Source organism: Pseudomonas sp. lyk4-R2A-10 (assembly GCF_030209075.1).
Lineage (GTDB): Bacteria > Pseudomonadota > Gammaproteobacteria > Pseudomonadales > Pseudomonadaceae > Aquipseudomonas > Aquipseudomonas glycinae.
Genome location: NZ_JARVSR010000015.1, coordinates 47,988 through 61,326, shown reverse-complemented (window position 1 = coordinate 61,326; position 13,339 = coordinate 47,988). Strand labels below are relative to the sequence as shown.

Below are 13,339 nucleotides of genomic sequence, written 5' to 3'. Positions count from 1 at the left end.
ATGACGATTTCCGCCTCCCTTCGCTCCCCTTGCCCGCCGGGTCTTTGCATCTGCGGGCGTGATCCGCTGCTGGATACGCCCGGCGCGGACGTGCGCATCCTGCTGCTGACCCGCGAGGAAGAGAAGCGACTGCTTGAACGTCTGGAAAACCTGAAAGACCTGGCCGACCTCGAGCGTCTGCAAGGCAGGATGTTCGATCAGCTCGGGATTCGCGTGCTGATCGCCCCGAAGTTCGGTGAGGTGCGGACGGTGCGCGGAGGCATCGAAATCGAAGTCCAAGAGCTTCCGGGACTCTGCCGCAAAACTCGCAAAACCATCCCCGCCGCCATCCGCCGTGGCCTGGAAAACAATCCGCAAGTCGCCTTCGACCTGCTCAACGCCCACGACTTGCTGCGCGGCACCTGATCATTTCTTCATGCCCACCCGCTTGCGCATCTCGGCCGTGATGCTTTGCCGGGTTTTCTTGATGTCCGCCCAAGGTTCATCGCCTACTTCCGCGAGCCGTTCGTGAACGTTGTGTACGTTCCATTGATCGGCGCCTTTGATCTCGCCGACTTCTTCCCGAAACAGCGGCACCGACACCGGTAATCCTTCGCGGGTACGCGCTGCGTAGGCGCAGATGGTGGTGGCGCCCAGGCCGTTGCGCAGGTAATCGATAAAGATCCGCCCGACACGATTTTTCGGCCCGGACACCGCAGAAAAACGCTCCGGCAACAATTTCGCCATGTGCGTGACGATGGCGTGGCTGAAATCCTTGACCTCGTCCCAGCCATGCTTGCGGGTCAGCGGCACCACCAGATGAATGCCCTTGCCACCGCTGGTCTTGAGAAACGCCTTGAGGCCCAGTTCATCCAGCGCGGTCAGGGTCAGCGCCGTGGCCTCGACCATACTTTTCCACGGCAGCGCCGGGTCCGGGTCGAGGTCGAGGACAAAGCGGTCGGGCTTGTCCAGATCGGTGGTGGTAGCGTTCCAGGTGTGCAGTTCGACCGTGCTCATCTGCACCGCGCCGATCAAGGCTTCGGCATTGTTGATCAGCATCACCGGCTGGCCGGTCAGCTCCTTGTCGAGTGTGCGGATGCCGGGGATCGCCAGGTGTTCGGCGTTCTTCTGGAAAAACAGATCACCGGCAATGCCGTCCGGCGCGCGCACCAGCGCCACCGGGCGATCCTTGAGCTGCGGCAGAATCCATTCGGCGACGCTGGCGTAATACTCGGCCAGCTGCATTTTGGTGGTGCCACTGCTGGCATCGATCACCCGGTCGGGATGAGTGATCCGCACCTTGCCGTCGGCCAGCCCGGATTGGGACGGGGCGGTAGATTCAGTCTTTGAAGTGTTCATGGGTTTGGCGCGCTCCTCGGTGATGTCCTTGGCCGGTTTGTCCTCGCGCAAGCCATGGAACACGGCATGGCGCACCGAGCCATCCTGGGTCATTTCGGCGAACGCCACTTCCGCCAGCAGACTCGGTTTGAGCCAGTGCACACCCTTGGCCTCGAACCCTGTGGGCGGGTTGGCCACTGCCGGTTTTTTCACTCGCAACGGTTTGAGCTGCGCGAGGATGCTCTTGAGGGTGGTTTCATTGAATCCCGTGCCGACCTTGCCGGCGTACCGCAACTCGCCGCTGTCACGATCATGCAGACCCAGCAACAGTGCGCCGAACGAACTGCGCGCGCCTTTCGGATCGGTGTAGCCGACGATCACGAATTCCTGGCGATGCTTGCACTTGAGCTTGATCCAGTCGCTGCTGCGGCGCGACACGTAAGGCGAGCCGAGGCGTTTGCCGATCAGGCCTTCCATGCGCATCTGACAGGCGCTGTTGAGCAACGCCTGCGGGGTTTCGTCGAACGCTTCGGAGAAACGCAGCAGCGGGTCTTGATGGGTTTTCAGAACGGTGGCCAGCGCTGCGCGCCGTTCCTCCACCGCCACCTCACGCAGGTCGACACCGTTCAGATACGGCAGATCAAACAGGTAATAGACGATGTTTTCGCTGCGTCCCGAATCGAACGCGTTTTGCAGGGCCTGAAAATCAGGCACGCCGTCCGCATCGGCGACGACCATCTCACCATCCAGCCACGCCGACTCCAGGCCCAGCGCCGCCAGGGCTTGCGCCTGCTTTGGCAACTTGTGCGTCCAGTCATGGCCATTGCGGGTGAACAACTGCACCTCGTCCTGATCAATGCGCGCCATGATCCGATAACCGTCGAACTTGATTTCGTATTGCCAATCGCCCTCCGGCGCGCTCTCCACCAAGGTGGCGAGTTGAGGTTTGAGCTGCGCGGGAATTTTGGCCTTGTGCGCCCCGGTGAGCTTGCCCGAGGCCGACTTGCGGGGTGCTTTCGCCGGGCCTTGAAGGGGTTTGACCTGCTTCGCACTAAGCCGGGGTTTGTCGACGATCGTGCGCTCGCTGAGCACACTGTCGGGCTCGGCGACCAGCACGTCGTAATCGCTTTGCGGGCGTGCGGCGCCGTCCTGATGCTTGATCAGAAACCACTGCTCTTTCTTGCCCGGCATGTGGGTGCGCACCAGGTTCCACACCCCGGCGAGCTTCTCGCCTTGCAGTTCGAATTTGAGCTTGCCCTTGGCGTAGGCTTTCTCCGGGTCTTCCAACGGAATCCACACGCCACGATCCCAGACGATCACATCGCCGGCGCCGTAATGCCCCTCGGGAATGCTGCCCTCGAACGTCGCGTAGTCCAGCGGATGATCCTCAACGTGCACCGCCAGCCGCTTGACCTTGGGATCCAGCGACGGCCCCTTGGGCACCGCCCAGCTCTTGAGCGCGCCGTCGAGCTCGAGGCGAAAGTCGTAATGCAGATGCGAGGCATCGTGCTTTTGTATGCAGAACTGCAGGGCGTGGTCGCCGGCGGGTTTCTTGCCCCGGCGGTGGCCAGCCGCCGGTTCAGAGGTCGCTGAAAAGTCGCGCATCCGGTTGTAGTCGTCGAGATTCCTGCTCATCCTGCACCTGCCTTGTTTCAGCCTGTTCGAGTCACCGTCAGTGCGACCACGGCAATCCGGTCGACGCGCTGATAGCCTGGATTCAGCAACTCTTCACCAAACACATCGGGATCGAGTTCGCGGTAGGTCCAGCCGAAGCGTTTTTCATCCAATCGTGGCACTACGGTATCGAGGAAGGGATCGCGGCCATCGACCATCGCCACACCGGTATAAAGCACCAGCGAGCCGCCGAGGGTCAGGCGATTGAGCGCCTGTTCGACGATACGCAGCGACAGGCCCGCCCCCAGCGTCCCGCCACCGTGGCGGTAAGCTCGCCCGGCCGGATCGGCCATGTAGGGCGGGTTGGCGACGATCAGGTCGAATTCGCCGTCGACGCCCTGCAACACATCACTGGCGCGCACTTCGACGTTGGCCACTTCGGCCAGCGCCGCGTTGATCGTGGTCAGGCGCAGCGCAGCGGGGTTGATATCCACCGCCAGCACTTGCGCTTCGCGCCGGGCACGGCCGATCAGGATCGCGCCCACTCCGGCGCCACAACCGATGTCCACCGCCCGATGGATGGGCGCAAAGTTCTGCTGCAAATGGCTGTGGATCAGTTGAGCAAAGCGATAGGTGTCCGGGCCGAAGAACACTGAGTCGGCGGCTTCGGTGGGGAATCCGGAATGCACGAAAAGCAAGTCATCCAGGGTCGACCAGCGCACCCGGCTCTTCAAGCGCCCGTCGAACTCATCGATCACCTGGGCTTCCTGCAATTGCCGCTGTTCATCGGCAGACAGAAGGCCCGGTTCGAAAGGACGCGACCATCCGAACACATCCCGCAGGCCATCGGCGGCCTGCCCTTCGTCACGCTGGTTGACCCGTTGATGGGTCAGCGGCGTCGGGGTGATGAAACGATAGCCGTCGGCCTGCAGGCGCCGCCCCAGTTGCACCAGCACCAGATCGTTGGCGGACAGTTGTTCTTCCTGATTCATTGATGACTTCCTTAACGCAGGCCGGATTTGAGTTGGATGAATCGGCGAGTGGCGAGCAGCCCGGCCGGATGTGCATGGCGCGACGGTGCGAGCCACGGGATCAACGTTGCGATTTGGGTGTGAGCGTCCTGCCCTTGCAGCGCCGCACTGAGGCGCTGCACATCGGTGTCCTGTTCGGGCACCTCGATCGGCGCGGGGACCGAGGGGCGGCGGCGGAACGCGACGGGTTTGTCCTCAGAAATCCAGTCACCGGCAATCCAGTCATGCACCAGTTGTTTTTCATAGGCGCTGAACACGCCGAACATCGCCGCACCATCGCCATGGATCAATTGCCAGAAGCGGCTGCCCTGCGGATCTTCGTTGCGCTTGATCCAGCCCTTGTCCTGCAAGGCTTGCAGGAAGCCGGGCAACTGCTGCGGGTCGGCCAGCCATTGATTGACGGTCTTTCCTTCGAAGCGGCAATAGTCGGAGTGCATGTGTTGAGCGAACGGACACTTGCGTTCAAGCATCGCCAACAATTCGCGCTCCAGATCGAACCCCTCGATGATTGCGCGGGTGCCCTGCCCCAGATCATTGAGCCGATAACCCAGCGAGACCCGGCGCAGGAAATCGCTGCGATTGGCTTCCAGAGGCAGCAGATCGAGAACGGCCTGAACGGCTTTTTGCGCATGGCCGGTGCTGGCGTTGTCGATGGTCACGTGCAGAGTGAAGTAGTAAGGATCGATCCCCAACTCACTGAGCTCGTAACTGCTGATCAACAGGTGCAGGGGCAGCTGTTCGTAACCAAGGTTGTAACCGATCACCTCCGGGAGAAAATCCATGCCGCCGGCACCCAGGGCCAATTGCAGCGCGCCTTGCAGATAGCGTTCGTCGGGCAGCGGACTGCTGGGCTCGAGGCCCTGTTCGGCGAGCAGCTGGCGGTAGATCACGACGTGGTTCTGCGCCGGATTGCCCTCGCCCAGTTCTTCCAGATAAGTGCTGATCAGGCTACTGAAGCGCGGATCGCGCCACTGTCCGAGCAAGCCGTAGAGCCAGGCGCCATCAACCAGCTTGGTCGGCGCCACCGCTTGCAGGAAATACAGCGCATGAGCCTTGCAACTGAAGAACTGCCGTGCGCCTCCAGCCTTGCGTTGTTGCAGGTAGTCGGCGTATTGCCGGGCGACATCGGCACAGTGCTCAGCCACCCAGGCATGCCACTGCGCGGGGTCCGATGGCAGCTCATCCTTCAACTGCGCGGCTTGCAGCAGTTGATCTTCCAGAAAGGCGCGCGCCAGCGGCTGAGGATGTTCGTCGGCTAAAAGTGCTTCATGGATACGCCGCAACCCATCCAGAGAATCGAGCGGACGCGATGGGGCGGGGGCAGCTTGCAGGTGAGTCAGGACAGTCATGGCAATATTCTCGATCGATTGGCAGGACGCTCAGTCACTCGCCTCTAATGAAGCAGAGAGGCTTGGCGCGTCAAAAATTCAATCGGCTTGAAAATTGCCCTGACGGACGGAGCCTTCGGCTCGCTCCTTGCTTGAACAGAGCGGTCGAAGGCTGTGGGATGAGAGGGTCAGGCCGTGCCTTTGGCTTGCTGTTCGAGGTGAACCTGCAACTCCGGGTCAATCTGCAACGCCGCTGCCAGTTCATCCAGATAATTGCGCTCGGCGTCCTGCTGATCGTCGACCAGCATCACGCTGGCCAGGTACATCTCGGCGGCCATGGCTGGATCGTTCTGCGCCGCCTGCGCCACTTCGGTGGGATCCAGTGGTTTGGCGACCTCGTCGTCGAGCCATTGCTGCAGGTTCGGGTCATCGGTGTGCCTGCCGATTTCACTGCTGATGAGGTGTTTTTCCGACTCGTCGATCCGCCCGTCAGCCTTGGCCGCCGCGATCAACGCACGCAGGACGGCGTGGCTGTGTTCTTCGACTTGCGGGCCCGACAGCAGATCCGCGGTTTGCGGGGTTTGCTGCGGCGCAGCAGAAGCCTGGCTGCGTTGCCAGGCCTGATACGCCTGGAAGGCCATCATGCCCAGCGAGGCCAGTGCTGCGTAATTGGTGCCGCCGGAACGACGCTGCGTCCCGCCGCTCAGCGCCCCGCCACCGCCGAGCAATCCGCCAAGCAACCCGCCCAGGCCACCCAGCCCTCCGGCAGCAGAACCGCCGCCACTGCCGCCGCCCAGCAGACCGCCGAGCAACCCGCCAAGCCCACCCGCTCCCCCGCCGGCCGACGCGCCACCTGGTTGTCCCGCCGAGGCCTGGCCTCGCAGCAGTTGTTCGAGCAGATCGCTGGTGTTCATGACGTCGTCCTCAGGCAAAGGGGTATGACTGCGTCAGGCAACGATAGCCCTCCTGATGCGTTGCGCCAGCACCGTTGGGCTGACGTGGCCATGGGCGAGTGATTCTCCAGAGAAATTTTTCCCCGGCCAGCTAATCTTCACGAATGGGTGAACCTTGACCCGGCCCGACCGGTCGATAGCTGCAACCCCGACCCGGTTGGTCGCCGCCCTTGCTGCCCAAGGGTTTACGCGGCTTGCTGCATTTTCTGGAGAACGCCTTCGTGATATCGACCGTCCACATCGCCAGGCTCAAGGCCTGGGGCGCCCATGGTTTCACCGCGACCGGCGTGGTCACCGCTTTTCTGGCCACCCTTGCCCTGCTGGAAAACCAGCCAATCCACTGCCTGATGTGGCTCGGCGTGGCGCTGATCGTCGACGGCCTCGACGGGGCGCTGGCACGCAAGGTCAACGTGCAGTCGGTGCTGCCGAGTTTCGACGGATCGATCCTCGATCTGGTGATCGATTACCTGACCTATGTGTTCATTCCGGCGCTGTTCATCTATCGCTACATTCCCCTGCCCGACTACACCCTGCTGCTGACCGTATCGCTGATTCTGGTGTCGTCACTGTTCTGCTTCTGCAACGTCAACATGAAGAGCAAGGACAACTATTTCGTCGGCTTCCCCGCCGCCTGGAACGTGGTTGCGTTGTGTCTGTACATCATCGATCCGGGGCCGTGGCTCACCTTCCTGACGGTGATCGGCCTGGCGCTGCTGACCGTGACCCGCATGAAATTCCTCCATCCTTTCCGGGTACGCCGGTTCATGCCGATCAACATTGCGGTGACGGCGATCTGGCTGCTGTGCAGTCTGTCGCTGGTGCTGAACCACCCGGTGATCAACCCGCTGGTGATGGGCCTGTGGCTGCTGGCGTCGGCGTACTTTCTCGGCATCTGCATCTGGCGCACGGCGCTGGAGTGGTTTGACGGTGCGCATCTGAAATAGAAGCCCTGTCGCAATCCCTGTGGGAGCGAGCAAGCTCGCTCCCACAATGGTTTCAGCGCTTGGTGATGACGACCTCCAGATATTCACTCGGCACCACCATCGATTCCGCCCCCGCCCGGTTCAGCCCGTCGATCAGTAGCGTCAGATCCGTCTCCAGCGCCTGCCCGCTCTCCGGCGGCAACGCCGCGAACGCCTTGTGTACCGGGCCGTACCAGTGGCGAAACACATCAATGAAATGCGCCGCCGAGCGGTAGCGAAAGTTGAAGTGGCGGCGAGTCACCTGCACCTGAAACTGGCGATCGTCGAAATGCGAATGCAGCCAGGCTTCCGCGCCCCAGTTCGAGGGCGGTTGCGAACCGGGTGGCGGTGGCAGATAGCGCCCGAGGGTCTTGAACATCTGGCCGACGAAACCTTCCGGTGTCCAGTTGGCCAGGCCGATCCGGCCACCACGGCGGCAGACCCGCGCCAGCTCCTTGGCCGCCTTCGCCTGATCCGGGGCGAACATCACGCCGAAGGTCGACAGCACCGCGTCGAAACTGGAGTCGGCAAACGGCAGCGCTTCGGCATCGGCGACCTGAAAGGTCACGTCCAGATGCTCGGCGCGCGCCCGGTCCTGGCCGCGTTCCAGCAGCGCCGCGACATAGTCGGTGGACGTCACCAGACAACCCCGGCGCGCCGCCGCCAGCGTGGCATTGCCGTTACCGGCAGCAACGTCCAGCACTTCTTCATCGCAGCGCAGGTCGCAGGCTTCGGCGAGGGTTTCGCCGACGATCTGCAAGGTGGTGCCGATCACGGCGTAGTCGCCACTGGCCCAGGCGACTCTTTGGCGTTCCTTCAGGGCAGTGAGATCAATAGGGGTACTCATGAATGGGGGCTCCACGGCAGAGGGGTCAATCGGCGGTCGTCGGGTCGATGATGCTCGTCACCCGGGACACGCTGTTGGCCGGAAATCCCCCACGCTTGGCGTGTTCACGCACCAGTTCCTCGTTGGGTGCGATGTACACGCAATAGATCTTGTCGGCCGTCACATAACTCTGCAGCCACTGCACCTCTGGTCCGAGTTCACGCAGCACGTTGCAGGACGTTTGCGACACGGCCTTGAGTTCTTGCTCCGATAGCTTTCCGGCTCCTGGAATCTCGCGTTCAATCACGAACTTCGGCATGGCAACCTCGCTTTCTTTTTATGGATGTCAGAGCCGTGGCGGCCCTGCTCGCCCACTATCGCGCGGGCGCCGTGCGGCGTCCCTGCCAATCGTCCGGAGAGCCCGTGAAACCGGGCGTTGGCCGATGAATGGCGAGATTTTGTAAAGGCCCCGAAACACTGTCGGGGGGTTGCCAACGCGCCGGCTGATCGGCTCTCATGCAGACCCTCCCCCGAAACGGAATTCGATCATGTCCTTGCGCTTCGAATGGCTCACCGATCACATGCAGCACAGCGACACCTACGCGGCATGGATCCACCGCCAGTTTCACTACGAATATGCCGAGCAGCCACTGGCCGAATGGCAGCGCGAATTTGCCGAGGGCCAGACCAATGGTGACTGGCGTTGCCTGATTGCGCTGGACGGGGATCGACTGCTGGGCGGTGCGGCACTGGCCCGGGCGGACCTTGCCCTTCGACCGGATCTGGAGCCGTGGCTGGCCTGTGTGCTGGTCAGCCCCGAATCACGCGGCCAGGGCCTGGCAGAGAGGTTGATCGCGGGAATCGCTGAAGAAGCGAAACACCGGGGCCTGCCGCGTTTCTACCTGCACACCCAGAACAAACGGGACTATTACGCCAAACGCGGCTGGACGGTGCTGGAGCGTTTTCACGCCTGGGGCAACGAACAATGGCTCATGGTGCGCGACCTGTGAGCCATTGAGTTTTGCGGTTTACGCAGCCGGCGCCTTGGCCTCCTTGAGCAGTTGCTGAATCATCTGCTCCTGCGCCTGGTAACTGCCTTCGCCAAAGTGGGTGTAACGCACCTGGCCCTTGGCGTCGACCAGGTAATGCGCCGGCCAGTACTGGTTATCGAAGTTGCGCCAGATCGCGTAGTTGTTGTCGATGGCCACCGGGTAGGTGATGCCGAGCTTGTGCACTTGATCCTTGACGTTGTCGATGATCCGCTCGTAACCGTATTCCGGGGTGTGCACGCCGATCACCACCAGACCGTCCTTGCCGTACTTCTTCTCCCACTCCTTCACGTACGGCAGGGTGTGCTGGCAGTTGATGCAGTCGTAGGTCCAGAAGTCCACCAGCACCACTTTGCCGCGCAGGGACTCAGCGCTCAGTTCCGGAGAGTTCAGCCACTGCACCGCGCCGGACAGCGATGGCATCGCGCCTTTGCTCGCCTCGTCTTCAGTCGAGTCTGCACGGACTTTGCTGACAAAGTAGTCCACCACCTTCGGCACGTTTTCCAGCACGCTTTTCTCTACCGATGCCACGCCTTGGGACGAGGTGTTGGCCAGCAGCAGGTTGTCGGCACCGGTGGCGATCACCGCCGCCGTCGCCAGCACCGCAACACCCGCGCCGCGGCGGAACCAGCCGGTGAACGGAATCGACGGTTTCAGCCGATTGACCAGACCGCGACCGGCGAAAATCAGCGTCCCCAGCGACAGCGCACTGCCCACACCGTAGGCCAGCAACAACAGGCTGGTCTGGGCGTTGGCGCCTTGCAGCATGGCACCCGTGAGGATCACGCCGAGGATCGGACCGGCGCACGGCGCCCACAGCAGACCGGTGGCGACACCGATCATGATCGAGGCCATGGGTCCGGTCTTTTTCCGGGCGTCGGGGTCGAGGCGATTGCCCAGCAGCACGAAGGGCCGGGCCAGCCAGTCACCGATACGCGCGGAAATCAGCGACAGCGCAAACAGCACCATTACCGCCAGCGCGATATGGCGACCGGTGTTGCTGGCCTGAATCACCCACTCGCTGCTGACCACCGCCAGACTGGAGATCAGGGCAAAGGTCAGGGCCATGCCGCCGAGGGTCAGCAGGATCGAAGAACGGGTGCGGTCGGCTCCGGCGAACAGAAACGGCACCACCGGCAGGATGCAGGGACTGAGGACAGTCAACAGACCGCCCAGGAAAGCGATGAGAAACATGAGGTTCACCTTTTGAATGAGGGGTGGTCTGTTGAGTGGTTCGGGGGGCGCCCGTTACGGGCAGCCCCCTTCAATCCTCAAACCGTCTGGCTGTCCAGCCATTGGCTTTGTGGCGTACGGCTGGCACCGTTTTCAGCCACCATCTGGCCTTGCGGCGTATGGCTGGAACCGTCGGCGGCGACCATTTGCCCCTGCGGTGTGCGGCTGGAACCGTCGGCGGCCAGTGTCTGCCCCTGTGGCGTGCGGCTGGCGCCATCGGCGGCGATCAGGCCGTCGCTGACCGGCTTGGCCACCGGAGCCAGTTGGAAGCAGGTGCTGCTGCCACAGCTGTTCTGTTCGACGGCAGCGTTGGCGTGGGCTGCGACGCCGGCGAGGGAGAAGGCAACAGCGGTCAGATAGCGCGATACGTTGTTCATGGCGATGTTCCTTTTATAGAGGTGGGTAATCAGTTGTCTTCGTTGCAGCCGTCGGCGAATTTGCGGTAGTCGAGCACCTGGGTCTTGCCGGCCGAGTCGAGGTAGGTCAGGCGGGCGTCGACGATGCCGCAGGTCATCGAGTTGTCCTGTTTCAGCGACACCACTTTCTGGATGTCCAGGTGGCTGCCGTAGGAGTAGGTTTGCGGGGTGACATCGGCTTCGGCGCGGGCCGACAGGGTGCAGATGTTCAGAGCGGCAAACAGGCAAGCGGCAGCGATCGATTTGGTCTTGGTGTTCATGGCGTTTTCCTCGGGGCTTCAATGGTTGAATCGTTGATTGGGCCGAGGCGTTCTGTGTGTGCCTCGATGGAGCTCATTTAAAGCTCGCGAGGTATCGCGCATGTGTCGGCAAATGCCGTGTATAAATCGCTACGTATCCGCGCGCGCCCGGGATACACAGCGATACAAAACCCTGTAAAAATCCGCTTTTTGCGTCGGCGTGTATCCGTCACAGCGCTGGATACACTGCAATACAAAGGCAGGCAGGCGGCCTCGCGCAGGCTCGATAGACTGCCCGGCAATCCCCTTTGATTGAGGTTTGGCCCCATGGAACATGTCGATCACATCCTGATCGTCGACGACGACCGCGAGATTCGCGAACTGGTCGGCAATTACCTGAAGAAGAACGGCCTGCGCACCACGGTGGTTGCCGATGGCCGGCAGATGCGCAGCTTTCTGGAAGCCAACACCGTCGACCTGATCGTGCTCGACATCATGATGCCCGGCGACGACGGCCTGCTGCTGTGCCGCGAATTGCGCTCGGGCAAACACAAAGCCACGCCGATCCTGATGCTCACCGCACGCAATGATGAAACCGACCGCATCCTTGGTCTGGAAATGGGCGCTGACGATTACCTGACCAAACCGTTCGCCGCCCGCGAACTGCTGGCGCGGATCAATGCCGTGCTGCGCCGCACCCGGATGCTGCCGCCGAACCTGGTGGTCACCGAAAGCGGTCGGCTGCTGGCGTTCGGTCGCTGGCAGCTCGACACATCGGCTCGGCATCTGCTGGACAAGGACGGCACCATGGTCGCGCTGAGTGGCGCGGAATACCGTCTGTTGCGCGTGTTCCTCGACCATCCGCAACGGGTGCTGAGCCGCGATCAATTGCTGAATCTGACCCAGGGCCGTGACGCCGATCTGTTCGACCGGTCCATCGATCTGCTGGTCAGTCGCCTGCGCCAGCGCCTGCTGGATGACGCCCGTGAACCGGCCTACATCAAGACCGTGCGCAGCGAAGGCTATGTGTTCTCGTTGCCGGTCGAAGTCCTCGGAGCCCCCGCATGAATCTCGCCCTGCGCTGGCCGCGCACCCTTGCCTCGCGCTTGTCGCTGATTTTTCTGATCGGGTTGATCCTCGCTCAGGCGCTGTCGTTCGGCGCGCAGTATTACGAGCGCTACGAAAGCGCGAAAAACACCATGCTCGGCAACCTCGAAACCGACGTCTCGACCTCGATTGCCATTCTTGATCGGCTGCCCGCCGAAGAACGCCCGATGTGGCTCAAACGCCTGGCGCGCAAGAACTACGGTTATCTGCTGAGCGAAGGCGAACCGGGCACGCCGCTGGACCCGCAGGACGTGCCGATTGCCGTCACCTCGATTACCGACGCAATTGGCGAGGCCTATCCGCTGACGTTCACCGATATTCCCGGCCCGATAAAACACTTTCAAGGCCACCTGCGCCTGAGCGACGGCAGCCCGGTGACCATCGATGTGCGCCCGTCGATGGTGCCGCTGTCGCCATGGCTGCCGGTGGTATTGCTCGGGCAACTGGCGCTGATGCTCGCCTGCACCTGGCTGGCGGTGCGCATCGCCATCCGCCCCCTCACCCGCCTCGCCAACGCCGTGGAAACCCTCGACCCCAACGCGCACCCGATCAACCTCGACGAAAAAGGCCCGAACGAAGTGGCTTACGCCGCCCGCGCTTTCAACTCGATGCAGGCGCGCATCGCCGCGTACCTGAAGGAGCGCATGCAACTGCTGGCGGCGATTTCCCACGACCTGCAAACCCCGATCACCCGCATGAAACTGCGGGCGGAGTTCATGGACGATTCCGCCGAGAAAGACAAACTGTGGAGCGACCTCGGTGAGATGGAGCATCTGGTGCGCGAAGGTGTGGCCTACGCCCGCAGCATCCACGGCTCGACTGAAGAAAGCCGACGCACCAATCTGGACTCGTTCCTCGACAGCCTGGTGTTCGACTATCAGGACATGGGCAAGGAAGTGCAGTTGAGCGGCAAGAGTGACGCGGTCATCGACACCCGCCCCCACGCGTTGCGCCGGGTGCTGGTCAACCTGACCGACAACGCGCTGAAGTTCGCCGGGGCTGCCGAGCTGCTGATTCAACGCGACAAGAGCAGTCTGTCGATAAAGGTCATGGATCGCGGCCCGGGCATCGCCGAAGAAGAGCTGGCCCAGGTGATGGAGCCTTTCTACCGCGTGGAAAACTCGCGCAACCGCAGCACCGGCGGCACCGGGCTGGGGCTGGCGATCGCTCAGCAACTGGCGCTGGCGCTGGGCGGTTCGCTGACGCTGAGCAATCGCGACGGTGGCGGGTTGTGTGCGGAACTGAAACTGCCATTGAGCTGAGC

General features: G+C 62.3%; 14 protein-coding genes. 5 read left to right on the top strand and 9 right to left on the bottom strand.

The features are described 5' to 3' along the window. Positions 1-405 (top strand): hypothetical protein, encoded by a 405-nt coding sequence (locus QRN46_RS25410; RefSeq protein WP_181457918.1) that lies wholly within the window; start codon positions 1-3, stop codon positions 403-405. Here QRN46_RS25410 and ligD read toward each other — a convergent pair whose 3' ends face one another. The 4 genes from ligD to QRN46_RS25390 all read right to left on the bottom strand — a co-directional run bounded on the left by ligD (position 406) and on the right by QRN46_RS25390 (position 6,204). After that, positions 406-2,952, bottom strand: coding sequence for a DNA ligase D (ligD, locus tag QRN46_RS25405; RefSeq protein ID WP_285358014.1), 2,547 nt, complete (start codon positions 2,950-2,952; stop codon positions 406-408). A gap of 17 nt (positions 2,953-2,969) precedes the next feature. Continuing rightward, positions 2,970-3,923 (bottom strand): methyltransferase, encoded by a 954-nt coding sequence (locus tag QRN46_RS25400; protein WP_011333534.1) that lies wholly within the window; start codon positions 3,921-3,923, stop codon positions 2,970-2,972. Between the two features lie 11 nt (positions 3,924-3,934). Next, positions 3,935-5,311, bottom strand: a complete 1,377-nt coding sequence (locus QRN46_RS25395; RefSeq protein ID WP_011333533.1) for an iron-containing redox enzyme family protein — start codon at positions 5,309-5,311, stop codon at positions 3,935-3,937. A 167-nt stretch (positions 5,312-5,478) separates the two neighbouring features. Beyond that, on the bottom strand, positions 5,479-6,204 hold the full coding sequence (locus tag QRN46_RS25390) for a tellurite resistance TerB family protein (RefSeq protein ID WP_285358010.1): 726 nt from the start codon (positions 6,202-6,204) through the stop codon (positions 5,479-5,481). 260 nt (positions 6,205-6,464) lie between these two features. On the opposite strand from QRN46_RS25390, the gene pcsA reads away from it, so the two are divergent. Further along, on the top strand, positions 6,465-7,187 hold the full coding sequence (gene pcsA, locus QRN46_RS25385) for a phosphatidylcholine synthase (RefSeq protein WP_041475528.1): 723 nt from the start codon (positions 6,465-6,467) through the stop codon (positions 7,185-7,187). Between the two features lie 52 nt (positions 7,188-7,239). Here the strand turns inward: pcsA and QRN46_RS25380 are convergent, their stop codons facing one another. Both QRN46_RS25380 and QRN46_RS25375 read right to left on the bottom strand, forming a co-directional pair. Further along, entirely contained in the window at positions 7,240-8,052 is an 813-nt protein-coding gene (locus QRN46_RS25380; protein WP_285358009.1) for a class I SAM-dependent methyltransferase, read from the bottom strand. A gap of 25 nt (positions 8,053-8,077) precedes the next feature. Continuing rightward, on the bottom strand, positions 8,078-8,350 hold the full coding sequence (locus QRN46_RS25375; protein ID WP_007957179.1) for a DUF4242 domain-containing protein: 273 nt from the start codon (positions 8,348-8,350) through the stop codon (positions 8,078-8,080). Positions 8,351-8,579: 229 nt separating this feature from the next. Between QRN46_RS25375 and QRN46_RS25370 the strand changes: the two genes are divergently transcribed. Then, positions 8,580-9,041: a GNAT family N-acetyltransferase gene (locus QRN46_RS25370; RefSeq protein ID WP_201817509.1), complete on the top strand. Its 462-nt coding sequence runs from the start codon at positions 8,580-8,582 to the stop codon at positions 9,039-9,041. Positions 9,042-9,059: 18 nt separating this feature from the next. Here the strand turns inward: QRN46_RS25370 and QRN46_RS25365 are convergent, their stop codons facing one another. From QRN46_RS25365 to QRN46_RS25355, 3 genes are all read right to left on the bottom strand, one after another. Continuing rightward, complete coding sequence (locus tag QRN46_RS25365) at positions 9,060-10,274, bottom strand: cytochrome c biogenesis protein DipZ (RefSeq protein ID WP_201817510.1); 1,215 nt, start codon at positions 10,272-10,274, stop codon at positions 9,060-9,062. A 77-nt stretch (positions 10,275-10,351) separates the two neighbouring features. Beyond that, positions 10,352-10,690: a hypothetical protein gene (locus QRN46_RS25360; protein ID WP_201817511.1), complete on the bottom strand. Its 339-nt coding sequence runs from the start codon at positions 10,688-10,690 to the stop codon at positions 10,352-10,354. Positions 10,691-10,719: 29 nt separating this feature from the next. Next, on the bottom strand, positions 10,720-10,989 hold the full coding sequence (locus QRN46_RS25355; protein WP_007956290.1) for a DUF2790 domain-containing protein: 270 nt from the start codon (positions 10,987-10,989) through the stop codon (positions 10,720-10,722). A gap of 306 nt (positions 10,990-11,295) precedes the next feature. On the opposite strand from QRN46_RS25355, the gene QRN46_RS25350 reads away from it, so the two are divergent. Together QRN46_RS25350 and QRN46_RS25345 are read left to right on the top strand one after the other, a co-directional pair. Further along, positions 11,296-12,036 carry a response regulator gene (locus QRN46_RS25350; protein WP_011333526.1) on the top strand — a complete coding sequence of 247 codons (741 nt, stop codon included), beginning with the start codon at positions 11,296-11,298 and terminating at the stop codon, positions 12,034-12,036. After that, complete coding sequence (locus QRN46_RS25345) at positions 12,033-13,337, top strand: ATP-binding protein (protein ID WP_221615716.1); 1,305 nt, start codon at positions 12,033-12,035, stop codon at positions 13,335-13,337. The genes QRN46_RS25350 and QRN46_RS25345 overlap by 4 nt, the downstream gene beginning before the upstream one ends. Positions 13,338-13,339 lie beyond the last annotated feature (2 nt).

Excerpts from the sequence above, each read along its gene's own strand:
- QRN46_RS25410 (WP_181457918.1), top strand. The coding sequence starts at position 1 with ATGACGATTTCCGCCTCCCTTCGCTCCCCTTGCCCGCCGGGTCTTTGC.
- ligD (WP_285358014.1), bottom strand. The coding sequence starts at position 2,952 with ATGAGCAGGAATCTCGACGACTACAACCGGATGCGCGACTTTTCAGCG.
- QRN46_RS25400 (WP_011333534.1), bottom strand. The coding sequence starts at position 3,923 with ATGAATCAGGAAGAACAACTGTCCGCCAACGATCTGGTGCTGGTGCAA.
- QRN46_RS25395 (WP_011333533.1), bottom strand. The coding sequence starts at position 5,311 with ATGACTGTCCTGACTCACCTGCAAGCTGCCCCCGCCCCATCGCGTCCG.
- QRN46_RS25390 (WP_285358010.1), bottom strand. The coding sequence starts at position 6,204 with ATGAACACCAGCGATCTGCTCGAACAACTGCTGCGAGGCCAGGCCTCG.
- QRN46_RS25380 (WP_285358009.1), bottom strand. The coding sequence starts at position 8,052 with ATGAGTACCCCTATTGATCTCACTGCCCTGAAGGAACGCCAAAGAGTC.
- QRN46_RS25375 (WP_007957179.1), bottom strand. The coding sequence starts at position 8,350 with ATGCCGAAGTTCGTGATTGAACGCGAGATTCCAGGAGCCGGAAAGCTA.
- QRN46_RS25370 (WP_201817509.1), top strand. The coding sequence starts at position 8,580 with ATGTCCTTGCGCTTCGAATGGCTCACCGATCACATGCAGCACAGCGAC.
- QRN46_RS25365 (WP_201817510.1), bottom strand. The coding sequence starts at position 10,274 with ATGTTTCTCATCGCTTTCCTGGGCGGTCTGTTGACTGTCCTCAGTCCC.
- QRN46_RS25360 (WP_201817511.1), bottom strand. The coding sequence starts at position 10,690 with ATGAACAACGTATCGCGCTATCTGACCGCTGTTGCCTTCTCCCTCGCC.
- QRN46_RS25355 (WP_007956290.1), bottom strand. The coding sequence starts at position 10,989 with ATGAACACCAAGACCAAATCGATCGCTGCCGCTTGCCTGTTTGCCGCT.
- QRN46_RS25350 (WP_011333526.1), top strand. The coding sequence starts at position 11,296 with ATGGAACATGTCGATCACATCCTGATCGTCGACGACGACCGCGAGATT.
- QRN46_RS25345 (WP_221615716.1), top strand. The coding sequence starts at position 12,033 with ATGAATCTCGCCCTGCGCTGGCCGCGCACCCTTGCCTCGCGCTTGTCG.